At 74.6% G+C, this 24,785-nt stretch carries 23 protein-coding genes; 6 read left to right on the plus strand and 17 right to left on the minus strand.

The window, feature by feature from the left end; all coding sequences use genetic code 11:
* Positions 1-7: 7 nt before the first annotated feature.
* From E4U92_RS06160 to E4U92_RS06195, 8 genes are all read right to left on the minus strand, one after another.
* Positions 8-592: a D-sedoheptulose-7-phosphate isomerase gene (locus E4U92_RS06160; protein ID WP_137299213.1), complete on the minus strand. Its 585-nt coding sequence runs from the start codon at positions 590-592 to the stop codon at positions 8-10.
* Positions 592-1,818, minus strand: a complete 1,227-nt coding sequence (locus E4U92_RS06165) for a glycosyltransferase (protein ID WP_137299214.1) — start codon at positions 1,816-1,818, stop codon at positions 592-594. The genes E4U92_RS06160 and E4U92_RS06165 overlap by 1 nt, the downstream gene beginning before the upstream one ends.
* The gene (locus E4U92_RS06170) at positions 1,815-2,747 is read right to left on the minus strand and encodes a glycosyltransferase (protein ID WP_137299215.1); all 933 of its coding nucleotides are present in this window, start codon (positions 2,745-2,747) and stop codon (positions 1,815-1,817) included. The genes E4U92_RS06165 and E4U92_RS06170 overlap by 4 nt, the downstream gene beginning before the upstream one ends.
* On the minus strand, positions 2,744-3,730 hold the full coding sequence (locus E4U92_RS06175) for a glycosyltransferase family 9 protein (protein ID WP_137299216.1): 987 nt from the start codon (positions 3,728-3,730) through the stop codon (positions 2,744-2,746). Before E4U92_RS06175 ends, E4U92_RS06170 begins: the two co-directional genes overlap by 4 nt.
* Positions 3,727-4,341, minus strand: coding sequence for a D-glycero-alpha-D-manno-heptose-1,7-bisphosphate 7-phosphatase (locus E4U92_RS06180; protein WP_137299217.1), 615 nt, complete (start codon positions 4,339-4,341; stop codon positions 3,727-3,729). Before E4U92_RS06180 ends, E4U92_RS06175 begins: the two co-directional genes overlap by 4 nt.
* A complete protein-coding gene (locus tag E4U92_RS06185) occupies positions 4,338-5,342 on the minus strand; it encodes a glycosyltransferase family 2 protein (protein ID WP_137299218.1) in 1,005 nt (334 codons plus the stop codon). The genes E4U92_RS06180 and E4U92_RS06185 overlap by 4 nt, the downstream gene beginning before the upstream one ends.
* Positions 5,339-7,063, minus strand: a complete 1,725-nt coding sequence (locus E4U92_RS06190; RefSeq protein ID WP_137299219.1) for a carbamoyltransferase family protein — start codon at positions 7,061-7,063, stop codon at positions 5,339-5,341. The genes E4U92_RS06185 and E4U92_RS06190 overlap by 4 nt, the downstream gene beginning before the upstream one ends.
* 231 nt (positions 7,064-7,294) lie before the next feature.
* Entirely contained in the window at positions 7,295-8,257 is a 963-nt protein-coding gene (locus E4U92_RS06195) for an NAD-dependent epimerase/dehydratase family protein (RefSeq protein WP_168725043.1), read from the minus strand.
* Positions 8,258-8,386: 129 nt separating this feature from the next.
* On the opposite strand from E4U92_RS06195, the gene E4U92_RS06200 reads away from it, so the two are divergent.
* Together E4U92_RS06200 and E4U92_RS06205 are read left to right on the plus strand one after the other, a co-directional pair.
* Positions 8,387-9,169 carry a polysaccharide deacetylase family protein gene (locus E4U92_RS06200; protein ID WP_137299221.1) on the plus strand — a complete coding sequence of 261 codons (783 nt, stop codon included), beginning with the start codon at positions 8,387-8,389 and terminating at the stop codon, positions 9,167-9,169.
* Between the two features lie 82 nt (positions 9,170-9,251).
* Entirely contained in the window at positions 9,252-9,692 is a 441-nt protein-coding gene (locus tag E4U92_RS06205) for an SRPBCC family protein (protein WP_137299222.1), read from the plus strand.
* A 42-nt stretch (positions 9,693-9,734) separates the two neighbouring features.
* Here E4U92_RS06205 and E4U92_RS06210 read toward each other — a convergent pair whose 3' ends face one another.
* The 5 genes from E4U92_RS06210 to E4U92_RS06230 all read right to left on the minus strand — a co-directional run bounded on the left by E4U92_RS06210 (position 9,735) and on the right by E4U92_RS06230 (position 16,429).
* A complete protein-coding gene (locus E4U92_RS06210; protein WP_137299223.1) occupies positions 9,735-10,886 on the minus strand; it encodes an XdhC family protein in 1,152 nt (383 codons plus the stop codon).
* Positions 10,887-10,933: 47 nt separating this feature from the next.
* Positions 10,934-12,391: an NCS2 family permease gene (locus E4U92_RS06215; protein ID WP_137299224.1), complete on the minus strand. Its 1,458-nt coding sequence runs from the start codon at positions 12,389-12,391 to the stop codon at positions 10,934-10,936.
* A 162-nt stretch (positions 12,392-12,553) separates the two neighbouring features.
* Positions 12,554-14,950, minus strand: coding sequence for a xanthine dehydrogenase family protein molybdopterin-binding subunit (locus E4U92_RS06220; protein ID WP_137299225.1), 2,397 nt, complete (start codon positions 14,948-14,950; stop codon positions 12,554-12,556).
* Between the two features lies 1 nt (position 14,951).
* The gene (locus tag E4U92_RS06225; protein ID WP_137299226.1) at positions 14,952-15,536 is read right to left on the minus strand and encodes a (2Fe-2S)-binding protein; all 585 of its coding nucleotides are present in this window, start codon (positions 15,534-15,536) and stop codon (positions 14,952-14,954) included.
* Positions 15,536-16,429 carry an FAD binding domain-containing protein gene (locus tag E4U92_RS06230; RefSeq protein ID WP_137299227.1) on the minus strand — a complete coding sequence of 298 codons (894 nt, stop codon included), beginning with the start codon at positions 16,427-16,429 and terminating at the stop codon, positions 15,536-15,538. The genes E4U92_RS06225 and E4U92_RS06230 overlap by 1 nt, the downstream gene beginning before the upstream one ends.
* A gap of 376 nt (positions 16,430-16,805) precedes the next feature.
* On the opposite strand from E4U92_RS06230, the gene E4U92_RS06240 reads away from it, so the two are divergent.
* A complete protein-coding gene (locus E4U92_RS06240; protein ID WP_137299229.1) occupies positions 16,806-18,509 on the plus strand; it encodes a PucR family transcriptional regulator in 1,704 nt (567 codons plus the stop codon).
* Between the two features lie 167 nt (positions 18,510-18,676).
* Positions 18,677-19,465: a hypothetical protein gene (locus tag E4U92_RS06245; protein ID WP_137299230.1), complete on the plus strand. Its 789-nt coding sequence runs from the start codon at positions 18,677-18,679 to the stop codon at positions 19,463-19,465.
* A gap of 58 nt (positions 19,466-19,523) precedes the next feature.
* Here E4U92_RS06245 and E4U92_RS06250 read toward each other — a convergent pair whose 3' ends face one another.
* From E4U92_RS06250 to E4U92_RS06260, 3 genes are all read right to left on the minus strand, one after another.
* The gene (locus E4U92_RS06250) at positions 19,524-19,829 is read right to left on the minus strand and encodes a hypothetical protein (protein WP_137299231.1); all 306 of its coding nucleotides are present in this window, start codon (positions 19,827-19,829) and stop codon (positions 19,524-19,526) included.
* 40 nt (positions 19,830-19,869) lie between these two features.
* Entirely contained in the window at positions 19,870-20,511 is a 642-nt protein-coding gene (locus E4U92_RS06255; protein ID WP_229861956.1) for a DUF6461 domain-containing protein, read from the minus strand.
* A gap of 290 nt (positions 20,512-20,801) precedes the next feature.
* Positions 20,802-21,668 carry a GntR family transcriptional regulator gene (locus tag E4U92_RS06260; protein WP_137299232.1) on the minus strand — a complete coding sequence of 289 codons (867 nt, stop codon included), beginning with the start codon at positions 21,666-21,668 and terminating at the stop codon, positions 20,802-20,804.
* 162 nt (positions 21,669-21,830) lie between these two features.
* Here E4U92_RS06260 and E4U92_RS06265 point away from each other — a divergent pair, with 162 nt between their 5' ends.
* Positions 21,831-22,706 carry a (2Fe-2S)-binding protein gene (locus E4U92_RS06265; RefSeq protein WP_137299233.1) on the plus strand — a complete coding sequence of 292 codons (876 nt, stop codon included), beginning with the start codon at positions 21,831-21,833 and terminating at the stop codon, positions 22,704-22,706.
* Between the two features lie 315 nt (positions 22,707-23,021).
* Positions 23,022-24,059: a DUF2637 domain-containing protein gene (locus E4U92_RS06270; protein ID WP_137299234.1), complete on the plus strand. Its 1,038-nt coding sequence runs from the start codon at positions 23,022-23,024 to the stop codon at positions 24,057-24,059.
* A 116-nt stretch (positions 24,060-24,175) separates the two neighbouring features.
* On the opposite strand, the gene E4U92_RS06275 is transcribed toward E4U92_RS06270, so the two are convergent.
* A complete protein-coding gene (locus tag E4U92_RS06275) occupies positions 24,176-24,673 on the minus strand; it encodes an ATP-binding protein (RefSeq protein WP_137299512.1) in 498 nt (165 codons plus the stop codon).
* Between the last annotated feature and the right edge of the window lie 112 nt (positions 24,674-24,785).

Consider the following 24,785-nt stretch of genomic DNA (forward strand, 5'->3'; position numbering starts at 1 on the left):
GGGGGCGTCACCCGTGGCGCCGTTCCAGGGCCGCGTCGAAGGCCGCGCAGATCATGTGCACGGCCACCAGGTGCAGTTCCTGGACGGTCGCGGCGGCGGGGGCCGCCACGCACAGGGCCTCGTCGCTGCCCGCGAGCAGCGGGTTGGGCGCGGGCCCGGTCAGCGCCCACACGCGCAGTCCGGCGCCGCGGCCCGCGGCGGCGGCGGACAGCAGGTTGGCGCTGGCGCCGGAGGTGGACAGCAGCATCAGCACGTCACCGGGGCGGCCGTGGGCGCGGACCTGCCGGGCGAACACCTCGTCGACGCCGTAGTCGTTGGCGATGGCGGTGGTGGCGGAGGTGTCCGCGTGCAGGGCGATCGCGGAGAAGGGCGGCCGGTCGTCGCGGTAGCGGCCGACGATCTCCGCGGTCAGGTGCTGGGCCTGGGCGGCGCTGCCGCCGTTGCCCGCGGCGAGCAGCCGGCCGCCGCCGCCGAGGACCTCGGCGAGCCGTTCGCCCCAGTGCTCCGTGCGGTGCGCGGAGCCGCGGAACGCGCGGATGGCCTGGGCGAGCCGGTCGCAGTGGGCGACGGCCGTGGTCTCCTGGACGCTCATCACGCCACCTCCGTGGACTCCGAGGACAGGGTGTGGCCGACCACGACCTGCCGGTAGACCTGTTCGACGCCGTCGGCGACGCGCTGCCAGGTGTAGCGGGCCATCACCCGGTCGCGGCCCGCGGCGCCGTAGCGGCGGCGCAGCCGTTCGTCGGCGAGGAGTTCGCGCACCGTCGCGGCGAGCGCCGAGGGGTCGCCGGTGGGCACGAGCCGGCCGGTGGTGCCGTCGGCGACGGAGTCGCGGTGGCCGCCGACGTCGGTGGCGACGACGGGCACCGCGCAGGCCATGGCCTCCAGCGGGACGATGCCGAACGGCTCGTAGTCGGGGGTGCACAGCACCAGGTCGGAGCTGCCCATGAGGGCGGGCATCCGGGCCGGGTCGACCGCGCCGAGCAGCCGCACCCGGTCGGCGACGCCGCTCTCCTCGGCGAACCGCAGCAGGCGCTCCGCCTCGTCGTCGGCCTCCAGCAGGCCGGCGGGCGGGCCGCCGGCGACGAGGAGTTCGGCGTCGGGTATCCGGGTCAGGGCGCGGATGGCACGGTCGTAGCCCTTGCGGCGCACGAGGCGGCCGCAGGCCAGCAGCCGGTGGCGTTCGCGCCGTGCGGGCACCCCGGTGCCGGGCAGGCCCGGCCGGAAGTGCTCGGCGTCCACGCCGCACGGCACGACGGACACGTGCTGCGGCGGGACGCCCATGTCGGCGAGTTCGTACACCTCGTCGGTGCAGGTGGCCAGGACCCGGGCGCAGCCGCGGCCGAGCTGGCGCTCGATGCCGATGCGTTCGCCGGGGCTGGTGTCCCGGCGGCCCTGGTGGCGGCGCTTGACCGTGCCGAGGGCGTGGAAGGTCTGCACGACCGGCACGCCGTGCGGGCGGGCGCCGGTCCGGGCGGCCATGCCGGACATCCAGAAGTGGGCGTGCACCAGGTCGGGCCGCTCGTGCCGCCAGGCGGCGGCCAGCCGGGCGCCGAAGCCGGGCATGTACGGCAGGAGTTCGTCCTTGGGCACCGGTTCGGGCGGGCCGGCCTGGACGTGCTCGACGACACCGCCGCCGGGCAGCGGCACCCGGTCGGGCAGGTCGGTGCAGTCGCGGCGGGTGTAGACCGTGACGTCGTGGCCGCGGCGGGCGAGTTCCTCGCTCAGCCGCGCGACGTACACGTTCTGGCCGCCGGCGTCGACGCCACCGAGCGCGGCCAGCGGGCTCGCGTGCTCGGACACCATGGCGATCCTCATCGGGTCACCTCCTTCAGCAGCCGCTCCCAGTCGTTCAGGAAGCGGGTCAGCCCGTAGCGGGCGAGCGCCGCGGCCCGGGCACCCTCGCCGATCAGGCGGGCGTGCAGCGGGTCGGCGACGAAGTCCCGTACGGCGTCGGTCAGGACGTCGAGGCGGTTGGAGACCACCCCGGCGCCCTCGGGCACCGCCTCGGTCACCTCGGTGGTGGCGAGCGCGACCACCGGCATGCCCAGGAACATCGCCTCCAGCAGGGACAGGCCCAGGGAGGTCCAGCGGACCGGGTGGATGTAGACCCGGCGGCGGGCCATCTCCGCGTGCAGGGCGTGCTGGGGCAGGTCGTGCGTGGTGGTGCCGGGCACGTCGAGCTGATCGGCGCGCATGCCGAAGACGTCCAGCGGTACGACGCCGGCGAACACCGGCAGCAGGTCGGTGCCGGTGGTGCGGCCGCGGCGCACCGGGTCGTTGACGACGACGGCGCCGTGCGCGACCTCGCCGGTCCAGCGGTGCCCGGGGTCGATGATCCCGTGCTCGACGACCTCGGTCTCGGCGCGGCCGTTGTCCCACATCAGCCGGTTGAAGTGGGTGACGTGCACGAGGGTGACGCCGGGCAGGTCGGCGACCGGGTGCCGGGTGTCCGGCACGTCGCCGTGCGGGGCGTTGTGCTCGACGTACACGAGCGGCGGGCGGCGCCCCAGCCACCGGTCGACCAGGGCGAGTTCGTGCGGGCGCTGGAGGACCACGAGGTCGACCTCGGTGTCGCGCAGGCGTTCCGGGGGGACCTCGACGACGCTGTCCGGCCAGTCCCAGGTGCGGGCGCGGCCGAGGCCGTCGGGTCCGCGGTCGGGGGTGACGGGGACGAGGTAGGTGTGCGGTCCCTGGACGAACGACGTCGTCCAGGAGCCGTGCACGTGCCAGATCAGGATCCTCACGCCTGCCTCACCTTCTCCACGGCCAGTCGGACGTCGTGGGCGGTCACGGACTCCAGGCACGGGTGCCCGGGGACGGGGCACTGCCGGGCGCGGCTGTCGGCGCAGGGGGCGTGCTGGTCGCCGAGCAGCACGCAGGGGACGCCGTAGGGCCGCCAGCGCTCGGCCGGTACGACGGGGGCGAACAGCGACACCACGGGTGTGCCGACGGCGGCCGCGAGGTGGGCGGGGCCGGTGTTGCCGGTGACGACGGCGTCGGCGCGGGCGAGGACGCCGGCCAGCTCGGGGGCGCCGGTGCGCCCGCCCAGGTCGACGCCGTCGGCGCCGGCGACGCGGCGGGTCAGCTCGCGTTCGCCGGGGCCGCCGGTCACCACCACGCGGTGTCCGGCGTCGGCGAGCGCGCGGACGGCCTGGGCGCAGCGCGCGGGGCTCCAGGCGCGGGCGGGGACGCTCGCGCCGGGGTGCACGACGACGTAGGGGCCGGCGCCGGTGAGGGCGGTGGTGTCCGGCGGGGGCAGGATGCGCAGCCGGGTGTCGGCGGGCCGGGGGAAGCCGGCGGCCTCGGCGAGGTCGAGGGCGGCGTCCACCTCGTGGGCGTGCGGGGCGCGGTGGTGGCGGACGTCGAGGAGGGAGCCGGGGTAGTCCTCGCTGTCGGCGGCGATCCGGGCGACGCCGGCCAGCCGCAGCAGCAGCGCGGTGGGCAGCGGGGACTGGTGGAAGGAGGTCAGGACCAGCGCGGTGTCGGCGCGGACGGAGGCGATCAGCCCCTCGACGTCCGCGCGGCGCACGGGCGGCGGCGCGAGGCCGGCCCACGGCGCCTCCCAGACCAGCACCTCGTCGACGCCGGGCAGCAGGCGGGCGGCGGGCGCGCCGAGGGGGCCGCACAGCAGGGTGACGTGGTCGGCGCGGGCGGCGACGGCGCGGATCGCGGGCCCGGCGAGCAGGACGTCGCCGAAGCTGTCGAGCCGGGTGACCAGGGCTCTCATAGCGGCCTCCGGTCGGATGCGGACGCGGCGGCCGGGGGCCGTTCGTCGGCGAGGAGGTGCCCGCGCGGCGGCTCGGGCGGCAGCAGGGCGCGTACGGCGGTGAGCAGGTCCGGGGCGACGTGCTCGGCGGCGGCCGTCTCCTCGGGGAGGGTCACCGGGGTGGGCACCAGGACACCCAGGGCGCCGGCCCGGCGGGCGGCCTCGACGTCGGCGCCGATGTCGCCGACGACGGCGGTCTCCTCGGGCGGCACGCCCAGCCGCGCGGCCGCCTGCAGGACCATGCCGGGCTGCGGCTTGCGGCAGTGGCACCCGTCGTCCGGGCCGTGCGGGCAGACGGCCCACACGTCGAACGGGCCCACGAGTGCGTCGACGCGCTCGTTGACACGCCGTACGTCGGCCATGCTCAGCAGTCCGCGGGCCACGCCCGACTGGTTGGTGACGACGCCGGTGCCGATGCCCCGGGCGCGCAGCAGGGCCAGGGCCTCGCGGGCGTGCGGGACGGGGCGGACCAGGTCGGGGTCGCCGTTGTAGGGGACGTCCTCGACGAGGGTGCCGTCGCGGTCGAACAGGACCAGCCGGATGCGGCGGTCGTGGGGTGCGGGACGGTTCACTTGGCCACCTCCCGCCAGGGCAGGGCGGCGCGGTGCCGCCACGCGCCGCTGATCCGGTGCCAGCTCGCGGCGGGCGGGATGAGGACGCTGGTGGCGAGCATGGTGGTCACCTCGTGCCGGGTGCGCGGTCCGGGCGCGATGCGGGCCCAGGCGAACTCGGCGGTGCCCAGCGCCCAGCCGAGCCCGGCGAGGGCGGCGGCGCGGGGCCGGCCGGCCGCGGCCAGCGCGCAGGCGGCGAGCCCGGCCGCGGTGACCGCGAGGTGGGTGCGGATGCGGCCGCGGGGGGCGGCCGCCTTCTCCCACCAGTCGGGGCCGTGCAGGGCGCGCATCAGCGCGTCGTCGGCGTTGCCGCGCTGGTTGCGCAGGGAGACCCAGCGGTCGGCGGGCCGGACCGGGTGGCGGGTGGTGCGCCGGCCCCGCTGGACGCGCCAGCCGGCGTCCAGGACGCGCAGCGCGACGTCGGCGTCCTCGCGGAAGGCGCGGGGGAAGCGTTCGTCGAAGCCGCCGACCTGCTTGAGGGCGTCGGTGCGGTAGGCCATGTCGGCGGTGATCCAGCGGGCGCGGACGAGACCGGCGGTGGTGCGCTCCCAGTCGGTGGGGCGGCGCTCCCCGGGCAGCGGCACGGCGAGCACGCCCTGCACGGCGGCGGTGTCGGGCCCGGCGTCGGTGAGGTCCTGGGCGAGCTGGTCGCACCAGTGCGGGCCCACCTGGACGTCGTCGTCGAGGAAGGCGACCCACGGGGTGGTGACGGCGCGCAGCCCGGTGTTGCGGGCGGCGGCCGGTCCGCGGGCGCCGCCGGGCAGGACCGTGGTGCGGTCGGTGAGTTCGCCGAGGACGGCCAGCGCGCGCTCCAGCGCCGCCGGGTCGGGGGCCGGGCGGTCGTCGACGAGGACGATCGCCTCGGGCCGCGGGCCGTGGGCGGCGACGAGCGCGGCCAGGCAGTCGGCGAGGGTGTCCCGCACGAGGGTGGGGACGACGACGGTGTAGGCGGGGCTGCTCATACGGCCGCCTCGCCCTCGGGCGCGGAGTGCTCCCCCGGCCGTTCGACCGGCGCGGGGTGCTGGTGCGCCGCCCGGGCGGGCCGGGGTGCCTCACGGCCGTCGTACATGCGGCCGCGCCGCACCGCGAACGGGCCGATGGCCAGCAGGTCGACCGGCGCGGAGCCGAAGCACTCCAGGGCGTCGCGCGGGTCGTCGACCATGGGCCGGCCGGCCGTGTTGAGGCTGGTGTTGACGACGACGGGCAGTCCGGTGCGGCGCTCGAAGGCGGCCAGCATCCGCGCCACCAGCGGCTCCTGGCGTTCGGCGACGGTCTGGATGCGGGCCGTGCCGTCGACGTGCACCACGGCGGGGATGCGGTCGCGCCACCGGGGCGCCACGTCGTGCACGAACAGCATGTACGGGCTGGGCAGCGGCCCGGCGAACAGCTCGTGCGCCCGGTCGGCGAGGACCATCGGGGCGACGGGGCGGAACTCCTCGCGGCCCTTGACGGAGTTGAGCCGTTCGAGGTTCTCGGCCCGCCCCGGGTGGGCCATCAGCGAGCGGTGGCCGAGGGCACGCGGCCCGTACTCGCTGCGGCCCTGGAACCAGGCCACGATCCCGTCCCGGGCCAGTTCCTCGGCGACGGTCTCGGCGATGTCGTCGGGCCGCTCGTAGGGGACGGCCGCGGAGTCGAGCCAGGCGCGCAGCTCCTCCTCGCTCCAGCCGCGGCCGAGGTCGGCGCCCGGCATGGGCCGCGGGTCCTCGGCGAGGTGCAGGGCGCCGCCGAGCGCGGTGCCGGCGTCCCCGGCGGCGGGCTGCACCCACACGTGCCCGTAGGGGCCGCGGGCAGCGATCTTGGAGTTGGCGACGCAGTTCAGGGCGACCCCGCCGGCCAGGGCGAGGGCGTCGCCGCCCGCGGTGCGGTACAGCCAGTGCACGAGGTCGAGCAGGGTCTCCTCCAGCACGGCCTGGGTGCTGGCGGCGAGGTCGGCGTGGTCGCGGGTCCAGGGCTCGCCGGGCGCGCGCTCCGGGGCGAGGGCGGCCCAGTCGACGCCGTGGGCGCGGAACCCGCCGTCGCCCGTGGCGTGGACGTGGGTGCGCAGCTCCGGCAGGAAGCGGGGGGTGCCGTAGGAGGCGAGGGCCATCACCTTGTACTCGTCGCTGCTGCGCAGGAAGCCCAGGTGGGCGGTGAGGTCCTCGTAGACCAGGCCGAGCGAGTGGGGCAGCGCCTGGGTGGCGAGGGTGTCGAGCTTGCCGTCGCGGTAACGGCCCGCGAGGTGGCTCGCGCACTCGCCGCGTCCGTCGAGGACGAGGACGGCGCTGTCGGGGTAGGGCGAGGCCGGTCCGGCGGAGGCGGCGTGCGCCACGTGGTGCGGGACGTGCACGACCCGGTCGGGGTCCAGTCCGGGCAGGGCCTCCGCGAGGAACTCGGGGGCGCGCCGGGCGTACTCCAGGCGCAGCGCGTCCCACGGGTCGAACAGGCCCATGTCGGCGGCCGGGCGGGCCAGCCGGGGGTCGAAGGAGTAGGCCACGGCGTCCAGCTCGGCCGGGCGGACCCCGGCGTGCTCCAGGCACCAGCGGGCGGACAGCTCGGGCAGCTCCCAGGCGGAGAACGGCACCGGCCGCTTGCCGTGCTTGCGCCGGCTGAAGCGCTCCTCCTCCGCGGCGGCGACCACCTGTCCGTCGACGACGAGGGCGGCGGCCGGGTCGTGGAAGAGTGCGTTGATGCCGAGGATGCGCATGGGGGTGACTCCGTCCCGTGCAGCGTTGTGTCGGGAATGCGGCTTTTGCACCTTGCGAGTGCCTGAAGAGAGCTGTCTCAAACACTTGGAGGCAACTTCCGCGGGAAGGGACCAGGTTATTACTCTCGGTAGTCGACCGTGACCCTGCGCGACGGCCGACGGGCGCCGCCCGCCGGCCGGGGTGCGGTTGCGTTCACGGGCCTGCGCCGACCGCCCGCGGGACGGACCCGCTCAGGCGGCCTGGGCGTGGGTGAACCAGCCGATGGTGCGCTCGAGGCCCTCGCTCCAGTCGACCCGGGGCGCCCAGCCGAGGCGCTCGCGGGCCAGCCGCGTGTCGGGGCGGCGCCGGCCGGGGTCGTCGACGGGGCGTTCGACGAAGCGGATCCGGGAGGCGGAGCCGGTCAGCTCGATGATCCGGCGGGCCAGCTCGAGCATGGTGATCTCCTCGCCGCCGCCGATGTTGACGGGGCCGGTCTCGCCGGACGCGGCCAGCGCGAGGACGCCGTCGACGGTGTCGTCGACGTAGCACAGGGAGCGGGTCTGGCTGCCGTCGCCGGCGACGGTGAGCGGGGCGCCGTCGAGGGCCTGGGCGACGAACGCGGGCACGGCGCGGCCGTCGCCGGTGCGCATGCGGGGCCCGTAGGTGTTGAAGATCCGCACGATGGCGGTGTCGGTGCCGCGCACCCGGCGGTGCGCGGTGACCAGGGCCTCGGCGAACCGCTTGGACTCGTCGTAGACGCTGCGCGGGCCGACGGGATTGACGTTGCCCCAGTAGCCCTCCTGCTGAGGGTGTTCGAGCGGGTCGCCGTACACCTCGGAGGTGGAGGCGAGCAGGAAGCGGGCGCCGTCGGCGTGGGCCCGCTCCAGGGCGTACCGCGTGCCGGTGCTGCCGACGTCGAGCGTCTCCAGCGGCAGGCGCAGGTAGTCGACCGGCGAGGCGGGGCACGCGAAGTGCAGCACCAGGTCGAAGCGGCCGGGCAGGGTGCGCCAGGCAGCGGGGTCGGTGGCGTCGCCGTGCGCGAAGGCGAAGCCCCGGCGCTGCTCCAGCGCGACCACGTTGGCCCGGGAGCCGGTGGACAGGTTGTCGAGGCAGACGACGTCGACGCCGTCGTCGAGCAGCCGTCCGCACAGGTGCGATCCCACGAATCCGGCCCCGCCGGTCACCAGTGCCCGGCGCCAGGTGCGTGCGCTCATGGGGCCCTCCTTGCTCTCGCCTACACGGGGTGACGACGCGAGTAACCAGGAGAAAGGGACACATGCCTCGAATCCGGACATGACTGTCGACCGCACACGGTGTGTATACACGCTGTGTATAGTCCCGGCATGCCTTCTCTGACCAAGAGGACGAAAAAGACGGGGAACGCGTTGCTCGGGGGGTTACTGGCCCTGTGTCTGGCGTCGGCGCTGAGCGGGTGCGGCGGGGCCGCGACGACCCGTCCCAGCAGCGCCCGCGCCCAGGGCGCCCCGGGCCCCACCGCCCAGCCGCGGTTCGGGAGCGTGGACTGCCGACGGGTCACGTGCATAGCGCTGACCTTCGACGCGGGGCCGAGCGAGCACTCCGCCCGCCTGCTGGACGTCCTGCGGGACAAGGAGGTCCCGGCGACCTTCTTCCTGCTGGGCGCGCGGCACATCGAGAAGTACCCCGGCCTGGTGCGCCGGATGGCGGCCGAGGGGCACGAGGTGGCCAGCCACACCTGGGACCACCGCATCCTCACCCGCATCCGGCCCGATGAGATACGCGCGGAGCTGGAGCGCACCAACGCGGCCATAGAGCGCCTGACCGGCCGGCGCCCCACCCTGATGCGCCCGCCGCAGGGCCGCACGAACGACACCGTGCACGCCGTCTGCCGCGAGCTCGGGCTGGCGGAGGTGCTGTGGACGGTGACCGCCAAGGACTACCGGACCTCCGACCCCGCGCTCATCCGGCGCCGGGTGCTGGCCGGGGCCGACCGGGACGGGATCATCCTGCTGCACGACCTGTACGACGGGACGGTGCCGGCCGTGCCAGGCATCATCGACGCCCTCAAGGAGCGGGGCTTCGTCTTCGTCACGGTGCCCCAGTTGCTGGCGCCGGGGGCGGCGCAGCCGGGGAAGGTGTACCGCTGAGCCGGCCACCGCGCCACGCGGCCACACGGGGGTCGGGCACGGACGACGGGCCGGGTCCCGTCGCGTTCCCTACGATCGTCCCGTGGCCCTCTTCCGTCTCGAACGCACGGCCCCCCTCCCGCCCGAGGAGGTGTGGCGCCGCCTCACGCTGTGGTCGAGGCACGGCGACGTGGTCCCGCTGACCCGGGTCGTGGTGGAGACTCCCCCGCCCACCGGGCAGGGCACCGTCTTCGTGGCCCGTACGGTGCTCGGCCCGCTGCGCGTCGACGACCGCATGGAGGTCACCGTGTGGCGGCCCCCGGCGGGCGACACCCCGGGCGTGTGCCGTCTGGAGAAACGGGGCCGGGTGGTCCTCGGCTGGGCGGAGATCGAGGTGGGCCCGAGGCCCGGCGGGCGGACCCGCGTGCGGTGGACCGAGGACATCGGCGTCCGCCTCCTGCCCGCCTTCTTCGACCCGGTGCTGCGCAGCGCGGGCCGCTGGGTCTTCGGCCGCGCGGCGGACCGGCTGCTGGAGACGCCTTAGGGGCGAGGGGTGGTGGCCGACGGCGGGCCGTCGGCGTGGGTTTCAGGCCACCGAGTCGATGCGTCGCGTGGGATGCGGGGTCCGGTCGTGGTGGATCGGGGTGTGGACGCCGGTGAGTGACACCCCGCTGCCGCCGCGGCGGTTCGCGACGATCTCCGCGCCGATCGACAGGGCCGTCTCCTCCGGCGTGCGGGCGCCGAGGTCGAGGCCGATCGGGGAGCGCAGGCGGGTCAGTTCCAGGTCGGTGACGCCGGCCTCGCGCAGCCGGCGGTTGCGGTCCAGGTGGGTGCGGCGCGAGCCCATCGCGCCGACGTAGGCGACCGGCAGGCGCAGGGCGCGTTCCAGCAGCGGTACGTCGAACTTGGCGTCGTGGGTGAGGACGCACAGGACCGTGCGGCCGTCGACCTCGGTGCGCTCCAGGTACCGGTGCGGCCACTCCACGACGACCTCGTCGGCCTCGGGGAAGCGGGCCGGTGTCGCGAACACCGGCCGGGCGTCGCACACGGTCACCCGGTAGCCGAGGAACCGGCCGACGCGCACCAGGGCGGCCGCGAAGTCGATCGCGCCGAAGACGATCATCCGGGGCGGCGGCACCGAGGACTCCACCAGGACCGTCAGCGGACTGCCGCAGCGCGAGCCGCGCTCGCCGATCTCCAGGGTTCCGGTGCGCCCCGCGTCCAGGAAGGCGCCGGCCTCCGCGGCGACGGTGCGGTCCAGCTCGGGATGGGCGCCGAAGCCGCCCTCGTGGGAGCCGTCGGGGCGGACCAGCATGGCGCGTCCGCGCAGCTCGTCCGGTCCGGAGACGATCCGCGCGAGGGCCGCCGCCCCGCCGTCCGTGGCGGCGGCGAGGGCGGCGGCGACGACCGGGCGGGCGGGGTCGCCCGCCCGGACCGGGGTGACGAGCACGTCGATGACGCCGCCGCAGGTCAGGCCGACGGCGAAGGCGTCGTCGTCGCTGTAGCCGAAGCGCTCCAGGACGGTCCGGCCGTCCTCCAGCGCCTGCCGGCACAGCTCGTACACCGCCCCCTCCACGCACCCGCCGGAGACCGAGCCGACCGCCGTGCCGTCGGCGTCCACCGCGAGGGCGGCGCCCGGCTGGCGGGGCGCGCTGCCGCCCACGGCCACGACGGTGGCCACGGCGAACTCTCGCCCCTGCTCGACCCACCGGTGCAGTTCCTCGGCGATGTCCAGCATGCTCGGTCTCCTCAACGGGTTGCGGTGGACGGGGCTCCGGCGGGCCGTCAGTGGACGCCCAGCCAGCTCTCGATCGGGTGCAGGGCGAAGTAGACGAGGAAGATCGCCGTCAGGCCCCACATGAAGGCCCCGATCTCCCGCGCCCGGCCCTGGGCGGTCTTGATGGCGACGTACGAGATCACGCCGGCGGCGACGCCCGCGGTGATGGAGTACGTGAACGGCATGATCACCACGGTCAGGAACACCGGGACCGCGGTGGCGCGGTCGGCCCAGTCGACGTGCCGCGCGTTCATCAGCATCATCGAGCCGATGACCACCAGCGCGGCGGACGCGACCTCCTGGGGGACGATCGCCGTCAGCGGGGTGAAGAACAGGCACGCGGCGAAGAACAGGCCCGTCACCACCGAGGCGAGGCCCGTGCGGGCGCCCTCGCCGACGCCGGTCGCCGACTCGATGAACACGGTCTGGCCCGAGCCGCCGGCCACGCCGCCGATCGCGCCGCCCGCGCCGTCGATGAACAGCGCCTTGGACAGGCCCGGCATCCGCCCCTTGTCGTCGGCGAGCTGCGCCTCGGTGCCGACGCCGATGATGGTCGCCATCGCGTCGAAGAACCCGGCGAGCACCAGGGTGAACACGATCATGCCGACGGTCATCGCGCCGACCTGGCCCCAGCCGCCGAAGTCGACGTGGCCGAAGAGCGAGAAGTCGGGCATCGACACGGCGCTGCCGTGCAGTTCGGGCGCGCCGTTGGCCCAGGCGCCGGAGGCGACGACCCCGCCGGCGTTGAGGAGGGCGGCGACGACCGTGCCGGTGACGATGCCGATGAGGATGGCGCCGGGGACGTTGCGGGCCTGGAGCATGAAGATCAGCAGCAGGGTGCCGGCGAACAGCAGCACGGGCCAGCCGGCGAGTTCGCCCACCGGGCCGAGGGTGACGGGGGTGGCCTTGCCCTGGTGCACGAAGCCGGCCTTGTAGAAGCCGATCAGGGCGATGAACAGGCCGATGCCCATGGTGATGCCGTGCTTGAGGGCGAGCGGGATCGCGTTCATGATCATCTCGCGCAGGCCGGTGACGACCAGCAGCATGATGACCACGCCGTAGACCACGCACATGCCCATCGCCTGCGGCCAGGTCATCTGCGGGGCGACCTGCGAGGAGAGCACCCCGGACACGGACAGGCCGGCCGCGAGGGCGAGCGGCACCTTGCCGACGAAGCCCATCAACAGCGTGGTGGCGGCCGCGGCGAACGCGGTCGCGGTGATCAGGGCCTGCCGGCCCAGGGTGTCCCCGGCCACGTCCTTGCCGGACAGGATCAGGGGGTTGAGCAGCAGGATGTACGCCATCGCCATGAAGGTGGTGACGCCACCGCGCACTTCGCGCGCGACGCTCGAACCGCGCCGGGATATGTGGAAGTACCGGTCGAGCCAGGATCTGCCGGCCGGGACGCGGGAGCCGTCGCCCGCGTCGTCGGCTGCGGTCCTCGGCTCCAGTGACTGCTGGGTCATGTGGGCCTACTCCCAAGGTTCATAGGGGCACCCGTCTTGCGCGGCTGCGGATACGGGATTTGGGAAGGTGCATCGGCCGCACGACCCGGGGGACGGCCCGAGACGAACGATCTCTGCTCCGGGCGGCGCGGTGACTGGCGCCGGCGCCGCCCGGAGGGTCTGTCACGCGGTGCCGGTGAGGTGTTCCGGCCGGACCGGCGTGCGGTTCAGTTCCCGGCCCGTCGCATTGCGGATCGCCGCGAGGACGGCCGGGGTCGAGGAGAGGGTGGGGGCCTCACCGATGCCGCGCAGCCCGTACGGCGCGTGGTCGTCGGCGAGTTCGAGCATGTCGACCGGGATGGTCGGCGTGTCGAGGATGGTGGGGATCAGGTAGTCCGTGAAGGAGGGGTTCCGGACCTTCGCGGTCTTCGGGTCGACGACGATCTCCTCCATGACCGCCACGCCCAGGCCCTGCGTGGTGCCGCCCTGGATCTGGCCGACCACCGACAGGGGGTTGAGCGCCTTGCCGACGTCCTGGGCGCAGGCCAGTTCGACGACCTTGACCAGGCCGAGCTCGGTGTCGACCTCGACGACGGCGCGGTGCGCGGCGAAGGAGTACTGCACGTGGCCGTTGCCCTGGCCGGTGCGCAGGTCGAAGGGCTCGGTCGGCCGGTGCCGCCACTCCGCCTCGACCTCCACGGCCTCGTCGCCGAGGACGTCCACCAGGTCGGCGAGCACCTCCCCGCCGTCGGTGACGACCTTGCCGCCCTCCAGCAGCAGCTCCGCCGTCGCCCAGGCCGGGTGGGCGGCGCCGAACCGGCGCCGTCCCAGCTCAAGGACCTGCTCGCGCACCAGCTCGCAGGAGTTCTTCACGGCGCCGCCGGTGACGTAGGTCTGCCGGGACGCGGACGTCGAACCGGCGCTGCCCACCTCGGTGTTGGCGGGGTGGATCGTCACCTGGGCGACACCCAGCTCGGTGCGGGCGATCTGGGCGTGGACGGTGACGCCGCCCTGGCCGACCTCGGCCATCGCGGTGTGCACGGTGGCCACCGGCTCGCCGCCGACGACCTCCATGCGCACCTTGGCGGTGGAGTAGTCGTCGAAGCCCTCGGAGAAGCCGACGTTCTTGATGCCGACCGCGTAGCCGACACCGCGGACGACGCCCTCGCCGTGAGTGGTGTTGGACAGGCCGCCGGGCAGCTGCCGTACGTCGGCGCCCTCGCTGGACTCCCACTGGCGCTCCGGCGGCATCGGCATCGCCTTGACGCGGCGCAGGAGTTCGGCGACCGGGGCGGGTGAGTCGACGGGCTGGCCGGTGGGCATCAGCGTGCCCTGTTCCATGGCGTTGCGCTGCCGGAACTCCACCGGGTCCAGGCCGAGTTCCTTGGCCACCTTGTCCATCTGCGCCTCGTAGGCGAAGCACGCCTGGACCGCGCCGAAGCCGCGCATGGCGCCGCACGGCGGGTTGTTGGTGTAGAGGGCGATGGCCTCGATCTCCACGTCGTCGACCCGGTAGGGGCCGACGCCGAGCGAGGAGGCGTTGCCGACGACCGCCGGGGAGGCGGAGGCGTACGCGCCGCCGTCCAGCACGATGCGGCACTTGACGTGGGTCAGCTTGCCGTCGCGGGTGGCGCCGTGCTCGTAGTACAGGCGGGCGGGGTGGCGGTGGACGTGCCCGAAGAAGGACTCGAAGCGGTTGTAGACGATCTTGACGGGCTTGCCGGTGCGCAGGGCGAGAAGGCAGGCGTGGATCTGCATCGACAGGTCCTCGCGCCCGCCGAACGCGCCGCCGACGCCGGCCAGCGTCATGCGCACCTTGTCCTCGGGCAGGCCGAGGACGGGCGCGATCTGGCGCAGGTCGGAGTGGAGCCACTGGGTGGCGATGTAGAGGTGGACGCCGCCGTCCTCCTCGGGGACCGCGAGACCGGACTCGGGGCCGAGGAACGCCTGGTCCTGCATGCCGAAGTAGTACTCGCCGGTCACGACCACGTCGGCCCGCGCGCGGGCGGCCACCACGTCGCCGCGGACGATCGGCTGGCGGTGGACGATGTTGGGGTGGGGGACGTGGCCGATGTGGTGGTCGTCGCGGTTCTCGTGGACGAGGATCGCGTCCGGGGCGGTCGCGGAGGCCTCGTCGGTGATGACCGGCAGCTCGCGGTAGTCGACCTTGATCTTGGCGGCGGCGCGGCGGGCCGTCTCCGGGTGGTCGGCGGCGACGATCGCGACGGGCTCGCCGTGGTGGCGGACCTTGCCGTGCGCGAGGACCGGGGTGTCCTGGATCTCCAGGCCGTAGTGCTTCACCTCGGTGGGCAGGTCGTCGTACGTCAGCACGGCGTACACGCCGGGCAGCGCGAGGGCCTCGGAGGTGTCGATCGAGACGATCTCGGCGTGGGCGACGGTGGAGCGCAGGATCTGGCCCCACAGCATGTCCTCGTGCCACAGGTCGGAGGAGTACGCGAACTCGCCGGTGACCTTGAGGGTGCCGTCCGGGCGGAGCGTGGACTCGCCGATGCCGCCCCGGGTCTGCGCGCCCTGGGTGATCTTGGTGGGGGTGCCGTTGGGAGTGGTCGGAGCAGACATGTCAGACCGCCTCTCCCTGCCGGGCGGCCGCGAGCCGGACCGCGTCCATGATCTTCTCGTAGCCGGTGCAGCGGCACAGGTTGCCCGACAGCGCCTCGCGGATGTCCGCGTCGCTCGGGGTGGGGTTGCGCTCCAGCATCTCGTCGGCGGCGACCAGCAGGCCGGGGGTGCAGAAGCCGCACTGCACGGCGCCCGCGTCGATGAACGCCTGCTGGATCGGCGAGAGTTCGGTGCCCTCGCCGGTCTGGGAGTCGGTGCCCCGGGCCCGCCACGCCTTCGCCTCGTCCAGGCCGGTGCCGCCGCAGGCGCCGGAGGCGCAGCCGCCCCCGTCCCGCTGCCGGGCGAAGTCCGCGAGCCCCTCGACGGTCACCACGTCCCGGCCCTCGGCCTGGCCGGCCGCGACCAGGCAGGAACACACCGGCACGCCGTCCAGGCGGACCGTGCAGGAGCCGCACTCGCCCTGCTCGCAGGCGTTCTTGGAGCCCGGCAGGCCGAGCCGCTCGCGCAGCACGTACAGCAGGGACTCGCCCTCCCATACGTCGTCCGCCTCCTGCGGCCGTCCGTTGACGGTGAGATTGACGCGCATCACGCAGCTCCCTCGGTGGCGCGGTGGGTGCCGCGGTACGACTCCCAGGTCCAGGTCAGCGTCCGGCGGGCCAGCACGCCCACCGCGTGCCGGCGGTAGCTCGCGGTGCCCCGGACGTCGTCGATCGGGTTGCAGGCGGCGGAGCACAGGTCGGCGAACTGCTTGGCGACGGACGGGGTGATGATCTTCCCGTTGTCCCAGAAGCCGCCCTCCTCCAGCGCCGCGTTCAGGAACTCCTCGGCGGTCGTGGCCCGCACGGGCGTGGGCGCCGCCGAGCCGATGCCGGTGCGCACCGTCCGGGTGTCCGGGTGCAGCGCCAGACCGAACGCGCACACCGCGATGACCATGGCGTTGCGGGTGCCGACCTTGGAGAACTGCTGGGGCCCGTCCGCCTTCCTCACGTGCACGGCGCGGATCAGCTCGTCGGGCTGGAGCGCGTTGCGCTTGACGCCGGTGTAGAAGGCGTCGATCGGGATGAGCCGGGTGCCGCGGGCCGCGGACTCCACCTCGACCTCGGCGCCGGCCGCGAGGAGGGCGGGGTGGGCGTCGCCGGCCGGGGAGGCGGTGCCGAGGTTGCCGCCGACGCCGCCGCGGTTGCGGATCTGCGGGGAGGCGACCGTGTGCGAGGCGAGGGCGAGGCCGGGCAGTTCGGCGCGCAGGTTCTCCATGATCCTCGTGTAGGGGACGGAGGCACCGAGCCGCACGCTGTCCTCGCCGACCTCCCACTCGTAGAGATCGCCGACGCGGGTGAGGTCGAGCAGGTACTCGGGCCGGCGGTGGTCGAAGTTGATCTCGACCATCACGTCGGTGCCACCCGCAATCGGCACAGCGGCGGGGTGCTCGGCCTTGGCGGCGAGCGCCTCCTCCCAGCTGGCGGGGCGAAGGAAGTCCATGACCGGCTCTCTTCTTCGTCTCGTGGGGCGTACGGATCGAGCCAGAATCGGTGCGGCGGGCCCGGCTCGTTCATGTGGTGTTCACGCGGAGTGGGCTCAGTACACAGCGGTGTGCTCCGACGGGGTCAGTCACCGAAACCATGAAGGAGTTGGCTGGCCACGTCAGCCATCTTGTAGATTCATATGAACGGAGGTCATCAGAAACCTCCTGGTTCTCCTGCGGAAACGCGGGAAACACCCCGGCCCGCACCGAACGCGGACCACGACCGCCCGGGCGGGCGACCGGCGCCCCCGCGACGGGTCCCGTCCGACGGCACCCCTCACGACCCCACAGCACCCATCGTAGATTTCGAGACAGAGAACGGCGGCGACGAGAATGCGGCTGCGCGCACTGCTGGACACCGACGCGCTCGGGCTGCGGCTGCTCGGCGGCGAGGACGAGCTGGACCGCACCGTGCGCGGGGTGATGACCACCGACCTGCGCGACCCCAGCCGCTACCTCTCCGGCGGCGAACTGGTCCTCACCGGTCTGGCCTGGCGGCGCGACGCCGCCGACTCCGAGCCGTTCGTACGGATCCTGGCGCACGCCGGGGTGGCCGCGCTGGCGGCCGGCGAGGCCGAGCTGGGCGACGTGCCCGACGACCTGGTCGCCGCCTGCGTCAAGCACCGCCTGCCGCTGTTCGCGGTGCACGAGTCGGTGGCCTTCGCCACGATCACCGAGCACGTCGTGCGCCAGGTGAGCGGCGAGCGCGCCGGGGACCTGGCGGCGGTCGTCGACCGGCACCGGCGCATGATGACCTCCGGCCCCGCGGGCGGCGGCCCCGACGTGGTCCTGGACCTGCTCGGCTCCGACCTGGACCTGCGCGCCTGGGTGCTCTCCCCCACCGGGCGGCTCATCGCCGGCCCCAAGGCGGCGGGCGCGACGCTGCCGGCCGACCTGGGCGCGGCGCTCGCGGCCGAGCACCTGGCCGCGGTGCGCGCGGGCCGGCGCGCCCCGTCCCGGGTGACGCTCGGCGCGCAGACCTACTCGCTGTTCCCGGTGCGCGCCGGCGGCCGCGGCCCGCAGGCCGCGCGGGACGTGCGCGAGACGGTCCTGTCGGACTGGCTGCTGGCCGTGGAGGCGGATGCCGGGGACTGGCCCGAGGAGCGCCTGGACCTGCTGCACGGCGTCGCCCAGCTCATCGCCGTCGAGCGCGACCGCCGGGACGCGGCCCGCACGGTGCGCCGCCGGCTGGCCCAGGAGGTCCTGGAGCTGGTGCAGACGGGCGCCGCACCGGCCGAGATCGCGGCCCGCCTGCGGGTCGCCGCCCCGGTGCTGCTGCCCGGCCTCGGCGCCGCCCCGCACTGGCAGGTGGTGGTCGCGCGCGTCGAGTGGGACGGCGCCGGCCTCGACGGCGGCACGGCGGCGCAGGCGCTGCTGGAGGAGGTCCTCGCCGACGCCACGGGTGCCACCGGCGCCGGTGGCCCCGCCTCCTCGCCCGGCGCGGAGCCCGCCGACCGCATCGCCGTCGCCCACACCGGCGAGGAGGCCGTCGCCCTGGTGCCGCTGCCCGCGGTGGCCGGCGAGCACGACGGCTCGGAGACCGGCGTCCAGGCCGACGCCCTGCTGGCCGCCGTCCGCGACCCGCTGGCGGCCGGGCTCGACGGCGACGGCCGGGTCACCCTCGGCGTGAGCGCGGCCGTGCTCTCGGCCGAGGGACTGCGCGGGGCGCTGGAGGAGGCCCGGCACGCCCGCCGGGTCGCGGCCGCCCGCCCCGGCCCGGTCTGCGCCGCCGGCCACCAGGAGCTGGCCTCGCACGTCCTGCTGCTGCCGTTCGTCCCCGACGACGTGCGCCGCGCCTTCACCGCCCGCCTGCTCGACCCGCTGCGCGACTACGACCGCCGCCACCGCGCCGAGCTGATCCCCACGCTGGAGGCGTTCCTCGACTGCGACGGCTCCTGGACCCGCTGCGCCACCCGTCTCCACCTGCACGTCAACACGCTGCGCTACCGGGTCGGGCGAATCGAGCAGTTGACGGGCCGTGACCTCTCGCGCCTCGAGGACAAGCTGGACTTCTTCCTGGCGCTGCGGATGAGCTGACGCCGCCCGCGCCTTCCCGCCACCGCGGAGTCCCACGACTTTGTGAAATCCTTCACCCGCCCCCTTGGCCCGGCCCGGTGATCCGTGCTGAGATGCGGCCACCCACTCATGAGCTCCACGGGTGCCGGCGCACGACAAGGCTTGGACACGGCCTACGGGAGGGCAACGTGGCGCAACCCGCCATGTCCGGTACGGGATCAGGTACGGCAGGCACCGCCGGGGACGATCCGCTCCAGACCGCGGTGTGGCGGCTGCGCTCGCGGGCCTGCTGGGCCGACGCGGCGGCCCTGCTCCCCGCCGACACCGCCGCGACCGCCCTGCAGCGGGCGTCCCTGCTGGTCGAACGGTGCCTGTACACCGAGCACGGCTGGGAGGAGGCCGAGGACGCCCTGCGCACCGCCGAGGCCCTCACCCACACCGACGACGAGCGCGGCGCCGCCGCCTGCGAACGCGGGTACCTGGCCTACGCCGCCACCCTGCACGGCGTGCGCGACCGCGCCGACGAGGCCCGCGCCGCCCTGGGCCGCGCCGCCGCGCTGATCCCTCCGGGCGCCGCCGCGCGGGCCCTGCTGGACTTCCGGCGCGGCCTGGTCGCCCAGAACGTCGCCGAGGCCCCCCAGGCGGCCCGGGCAGCCTTCCGCCGCGCCCACGCCGGCGCGACCGCCCACGGCGACCTGCTCCTGCTCTCCTTCACCTGGCGCCACCTGGCGGGCCTGGCCCTGCGCGAGGGGGAACTGGCCGAGGCCCGGCACGGCTTCACCGAGTCCCTGCGCATCCGCGAGGAACTGGGCTACCTGGTCGGCACCGCCCCGGCCCTGGTCTCCCTCGCGGACGCCGAGACAGAACCCCAGGCCTCCCGCCTCCGCGAGGAGGCCCGCCGCCTGTTCCGCCTCCTGGGAGGCGTCCCGACCTGGCTGGCAGCCCAACTGGCCCCGCCGGGGGCGGCGACGGCTTAGCGGACGGCCGGGCGGGGGGCCGGATGTCCAGCGGTCTCTCGGGTGGTGGCGTGGGCGTCTACCAGTAGGTACGGGTGATCACGTCAGGCAGGTGCCCCTGCCGTTCCCGTTCCTGGAAGATCGCCGAAGCCGTGATCAGGAAAGCACGGCGGACTTTCGGGTCCGGGTCGGGATGTTCCACATCTCCGATGTTCTTGTCGAGGAGCATGTCACCGAGGGGTATCCCCTGGGGTGTACAGGGGCGGGCGACTGACCCGTCCGCGGTGATCACGATGTTTCCGGTGATGCCGTCCGCGGTTTCCCAGGCGTAGACGGATCCCGCTTCCAGAAGATGAGTCTTCCTGCACGTCAGTGATGCCGTCACGGAAGTAGTCCTACCGACAGCCCCGGGGGGGGGAGCGTTGTCAGGCGGTGAGTGGCGGCTGGGGTGGGACCGGGCCCTCGCCCGCGTAGGTGTCGCCTCGTGGCGTCGACGGCGCGTCGTCCTCGGCGAGCGTCAGCGTGGGCCAGGGGCCGGTGAGGGCGTCGTCGTCCAGAGCGATGCCGAGGTGGCCGAGGAGCAGGGCCACCACCGGTGCCAGCCCGGCGTCCTCGCCCTCGTGCGCGGCGAGCGCCGCTTCCACCCGGTCCCACCAGGACGCCGTCCGCTCGGGCCGGGTGTGCTCCATGCCCGGCTCGAAGTTCTCGACGCACTCGCCGTCGCGCCAGTACTGGAACACCTCGAGTCCGTCGGTGCTCAGCACGCTGTACGTCTCGGTGCCGCGGGACAGGTGTGCCAGCGCTTCGGTCCAGGATCCGACGGCGCCGTCCTCCTCGACGCAGAACGTCCAGTCGCCGAGCCGGCCGGCCCGGAGCAGGGAGACAGCCCCGTCATGGGAGTCGTCCGCAAGGAGCTGCGAGGCCCCGTCCGCGTCGAGCGGACGCGCCTGGCGGGGATCGGCTCCGTACCGGGCGAACACCTCCTCGGGGTCCACCCCCCGGGTGAAGGTGACACACATCCCGGCCGTCGCCCAGGTGAGCGATCGCACATCCGTGCCTGCAGCCATGTCCTGCCTCCGTGGCTCACGGGACGCCCGGTGATGGTGACCGGTTCACGTCCTTGATCGTCCTGTCGGTCATCCTGCCAGCGGGGACTGACAACCCAGCAGCGGGTCACCGGCCTCGGGGAAGGTGGCGCGCGAAATCCAGCCCGTCCGGCGGGACTCGTCGGCGAGCGCCCGGTGCATCCAGCCCGTCCGGCGTTTGAGGACGAGGCCCCTCCAGGGCCGAAGCGGGGGTCCGGGGGCGGCAGCCCCCGGCAACGGCGAGCGACCGACGCGACAACCCACCGCGGGAATCAGACCGCCCCCGCGAAGTGCTCCCGCACCAACGCCCCGACCACCTCGAGATCCCGAACCACCAGCGCGTCCAGCAACGCGCCGTGCTCCGCCGCGTCAGCGATCAGCTCCGCCCGCTCGCGCCCACTGCGTCCCCCGGCCCCACCCACCAACGGCCATTGCGCCCGCCGGTGCAGATCCTCCGCGATCCGCACCAACTGCTCGTTGCCGGACAGCGCCAGCACCGCCCGGTGGAAGGCCCGGTCGGCCTCGGCGTACGACGCCCGGCACCCCGACGCCGCCGCCCGCACCGTCGCCTCCGCGAGCGGCCGCAGTTCGGCCCACCGCTCGGCCGGCACCGTCCGCGCGAGCCGCAGCATCACCGGCACCTCGACGAGCGCCCGCACCTCGGCCAGTTCGGCGAGCTCCCGCGCCCCGCGCCGGACCACGCGGAACCCCCGGTTGGGGACGACCTCCACGGCGCCTTCCAGGGCGAGTTGCTGCATCGCCTCGCGCACGGGTGTCGCGGACACTCCGAACCGCTCCCCGAGCGCCGGGGCGGAGTAGACCTCGCCGGGGGCGAGGTCACCGGTGACCAGCGCGGTGCGCAGCGCGTCGAGCACCTGCCCGCGCACGGAGGAGCGCTGCACGGCGGGCCGCGGGACGCCGGGCCGCGGCAGCGGCGTCTCGGAGTGGACGTGTTCCCCCCTGACGCCCGTACCACCGCCACCGCCCGTACCACCGGGCCCGTGGGCCCCGGCCGCACTTTCCACCGGCCGGCCCCGTCCGCCGCCGTCCGCGGCCCGCCCCTGCGCGGGAACCCGCGGCGCGCCCGCCGCGCCCTCAGGCACTCCCGTCCCCGGGGAGCCGTGCGTGCCCTGTGTCACGGGGTCCTCCTGCGGGCTCCGGGCTTGTCGGTACTCGGGGTCATTACGTCCGGTTGTTACTGGTCCGTCAAGCACCTTAGGCGCACCGGCCGCCACTTCCAATTGCGACCACTATTGCTAAGGTTAGGCTTACCTTTGATCACGGAGAGATCGGCGGTCCGCATGCCCCTGTCCCCGCTCGCCCCGGCTCCCGCCCTGGCCCGCTCGGTGACCGCGGACGCCTACGCCCGCCTCACCGAGGTCTTCCCCACCCTGAGCGTCACCGGGCTGGCCGCCGACCAGCCGGCCCCCCGGGGCGGCGGCTGGGTCGGGGCCGAGGAGCTGGCCGGCGGCGGAGCCGCCCTGGACGCCTTCCTGGCCTGGGACGACGCCCAGGTGCTGCGCGACTACGGCACCCGGGCCCGCCCGGACGTGGTGGCGAGCTTCGCCCTGCACCGTTACGCCTGGCCGGTGTGCCTGCTGATCACCGTGCCGTGGTTCCTGCACCGCCGGGTGCCCCGGCTGCCCGTGACGCACGTCTCGTACGACCGCACGGCCGGCGACATGCGCCTGGCGGTCCGGGAGCCGGAGTCCTTCGCGTGCCTGCCCGGCGACCCGGCGGCGGCGCTGCCCGGCGCCCGGGTGGTAGCGGACGAGGAGGCGCTGCGGGCCGAGGTGCGCGCGGCGGTCGCCGAGCACCACGAGCCGCTGCTCGCCGGCTTCGGCCCGCGCATGCGCCGCCGCGGGCGGGCCCTGTGGGGCATGGTGACCGACGAGGTCGTCGAGGGACTCTGGTACGTCGCCCACCTGTTCGGCGACGGCGAGCAGGAGCGGGCCCGCCGGGAGCTGGAGCTGCTGCTGCCGGGCGCCACCCGGCCCTACGTCGGCTCGGCCGCCTTCCGCGAGCTGACCGGACCCGACGGCGAGGCGCTGCCCACCCGCGACCGGGCGAGCTGCTGCATGTTCTACACCGTGCGCCCGCAGGACACCTGCGCCACCTGCCCGCGCACCTGCGACGCCGACCGTGTCTCCAAGCTCGTCGCGTCCGCCGCGAGTTGACCGGGCATCAGGAGCCACCCCGGGCCGGAGCACCGCCCCGCCTCCCGTAAGATCATCCACGCACGGGACTCCCGCACGGTCACGGGAAGGGCACACTTTCCTCACGCGCCGCAGGAACTTTCCGTGGCACCACCCGTACGGGTAGTCTTATTCGAACTCAACTCCCGCCCCTCAAGCGGCAGTTCGAGCAGAACGTCGCCCTGGGCATCCCCTTGCACCTCCTTGGCGGCCTCTTGCCCCGAAACCCCCTGAGGGCCGGTTCGATTGGGTCACTATGGCGGGCGTTACGCCCTATCCCAAGGCAAGGGACCCCAGATGAGATTGACCGACATATCGCTGAACTGGCTGCTTCCGGGCGCCGTTCTGCTCCTGGGCATGCTGGCGGCGGTGGCGGTGCTCAGGCGCGGCAAGAACCCCGCGGGGAAGGACGCGAGCGCAGACGACTCGTGGGAGCGCCTCGAGGAGCGCCGCCGGCGCAAGGAGGCCATCTACGGCACCGCCTCCTACGCCCTGCTCTTCTGCTGCGCCGCGGTCGCGGCCGCGCTGTCCTTCAAGGGCCTGGTCGGGTTCGGCGAGCAGAACCTGGGCCTGACGGGCGGCTGGCAGTACCTCGTCCCCTTCGGTCTGGACGGGGCGGCCATGTTCTGCTCGGTCCTCGCGGTGCGGGAGGCCAGCCACGGTGACGCGGCGCTGGGCTCGCGCATACTCGTGTGGACGTTCGCGGGCGCCGCGGCCTGGTTCAACTGGGTGCACGCGCCCCGGGGCCTCGGCCACGACGGCGCGCCGCACTTCTTCGCGGGCATGTCCCTGTCCGCGGCGGTGCTGTTCGACCGCGCGCTGAAGCAGACCCGCCGGGCCGCCCTGCGCGAGCAGGGTCTGGTGCCGCGTCCGCTGCCGCAGATCCGGGTGGTCCGCTGGCTGCGCGCCCCGCGCGAGACCTACAAGGCGTGGTCGCTGATGCTGCTGGAGAACGTGCGCACGCTGGACGAGGCCGTGGACGAGGTGCGCGAGGACAAGCGGGAGAAGGAGCAGTCCCGGATGCGCCGCCGCGAGCAGCAGCGCATGGAGCGGGCCCAGCTCAAGGCGCTCAGCCGCGGCCACCGCGGTCTGCCGGGCCGCAGCGGGCGCCAGGTGGAGATCCCCGCCGTGGAGCGGGGTGCGGAGCGGGTCCCCGCGGAGCCTGCCATATCGGCGGAACAGCTTCCCGTGCGCGCCCGTCCCTCGCTCCAGCCGGTCCGCAAGGGCTCCGACCCGATCACCGTCGACCTCACCGCGGAGGACGACACAATGGCCCTGCCGCGCCTGGACTCCCTGGAGCGCAAGCTCAAGGACCTGGAGCAGCAGTTCGGCTGACCGGGCCCTTCGCTCCGGGGGAACGGTGACGGAGCACGGCACATGACGGGACGGGGCGCGGCCGATGCGGGCCGCGCCCCGTCCCGTTGCCGTACGTCGCGGCCCGCGGACCGGCGTCAGGCGGCCTGCGCGCCCAGTTCGAACCAGACGGCCTTGCCGACGCCGTGCGCGTGGACCCCCCACGCGTCGGCGAGTGACTGCACGAGCATCAGCCCTCTGCCGTTCGTGCCGTCGTCGGCGACCGGCACCCGCGGGCACGGCCTGCGGGCCACGAAGTCCCGCACCTCGACGCGCAGTCGGTCCGGTGCGACGGTGGCGGTGAGGACCGCGTCGTCGTCGGTGTGGACGAGTGCGTTGGTGACGAGTTCACTGGTGAGCAGTTCCGCGATCGCCGACTGCTCCGGGCCGCCCCAGGGGCGCAGGAGTTCCCGCAGGGCGCGCCGCGCCTCGGGCACCGCCCGCAGGTCCGCCCTGCCGAGCCGGCGCCGCAGCCGGTGGTGGCGGTGCTCCGTGCCCTCCGTGCGACCGATGCCTTCGTCCTCCTGCCCCGTCCGAGTTGCCGTCGGCGTGTCCGCGATCGCCGTGGAACCGCTTCTTCGTGCCTGCCTCTTCATGACCCCCGCCCGTGCGCCGATGTCGGTTCCCCTCAGCTCGAACACGTTCACGGGGATCCTTGCCCGACCGGACCGGGGCCAGTCATCCGGCCCGCGCGACACCCGGGTGTTC

The organism is Streptomyces galbus (genome assembly GCF_005280195.1).
Classification (GTDB): domain Bacteria; phylum Actinomycetota; class Actinomycetes; order Streptomycetales; family Streptomycetaceae; genus Streptomyces; species Streptomyces galbus.

Excerpts from the sequence above, each read along its gene's own strand:
- E4U92_RS06160 (WP_137299213.1), bottom strand. The coding sequence starts at position 592 with ATGAGCGTCCAGGAGACCACGGCCGTCGCCCACTGCGACCGGCTCGCC.
- E4U92_RS06165 (WP_137299214.1), bottom strand. The coding sequence starts at position 1,818 with ATGAGGATCGCCATGGTGTCCGAGCACGCGAGCCCGCTGGCCGCGCTC.
- E4U92_RS06175 (WP_137299216.1), bottom strand. The coding sequence starts at position 3,730 with ATGAGAGCCCTGGTCACCCGGCTCGACAGCTTCGGCGACGTCCTGCTC.
- E4U92_RS06185 (WP_137299218.1), bottom strand. The coding sequence starts at position 5,342 with ATGAGCAGCCCCGCCTACACCGTCGTCGTCCCCACCCTCGTGCGGGAC.
- E4U92_RS06190 (WP_137299219.1), bottom strand. The coding sequence starts at position 7,063 with ATGCGCATCCTCGGCATCAACGCACTCTTCCACGACCCGGCCGCCGCC.
- E4U92_RS06195 (WP_168725043.1), bottom strand. The coding sequence starts at position 8,257 with ATGAGCGCACGCACCTGGCGCCGGGCACTGGTGACCGGCGGGGCCGGA.
- E4U92_RS06200 (WP_137299221.1), top strand. The coding sequence starts at position 8,387 with ATGCCTTCTCTGACCAAGAGGACGAAAAAGACGGGGAACGCGTTGCTC.
- E4U92_RS06210 (WP_137299223.1), bottom strand. The coding sequence starts at position 10,886 with ATGCTGGACATCGCCGAGGAACTGCACCGGTGGGTCGAGCAGGGGCGA.
- E4U92_RS06215 (WP_137299224.1), bottom strand. The coding sequence starts at position 12,391 with ATGACCCAGCAGTCACTGGAGCCGAGGACCGCAGCCGACGACGCGGGC.
- E4U92_RS06220 (WP_137299225.1), bottom strand. The coding sequence starts at position 14,950 with ATGTCTGCTCCGACCACTCCCAACGGCACCCCCACCAAGATCACCCAG.
- E4U92_RS06225 (WP_137299226.1), bottom strand. The coding sequence starts at position 15,536 with ATGCGCGTCAATCTCACCGTCAACGGACGGCCGCAGGAGGCGGACGAC.
- E4U92_RS06230 (WP_137299227.1), bottom strand. The coding sequence starts at position 16,429 with ATGGACTTCCTTCGCCCCGCCAGCTGGGAGGAGGCGCTCGCCGCCAAG.
- E4U92_RS06240 (WP_137299229.1), top strand. The coding sequence starts at position 16,806 with ATGCGGCTGCGCGCACTGCTGGACACCGACGCGCTCGGGCTGCGGCTG.
- E4U92_RS06255 (WP_229861956.1), bottom strand. The coding sequence starts at position 20,511 with ATGGCTGCAGGCACGGATGTGCGATCGCTCACCTGGGCGACGGCCGGG.
- E4U92_RS06265 (WP_137299233.1), top strand. The coding sequence starts at position 21,831 with ATGCCCCTGTCCCCGCTCGCCCCGGCTCCCGCCCTGGCCCGCTCGGTG.
- E4U92_RS06270 (WP_137299234.1), top strand. The coding sequence starts at position 23,022 with ATGAGATTGACCGACATATCGCTGAACTGGCTGCTTCCGGGCGCCGTT.
- E4U92_RS06275 (WP_137299512.1), bottom strand. The coding sequence starts at position 24,673 with ATGAAGAGGCAGGCACGAAGAAGCGGTTCCACGGCGATCGCGGACACG.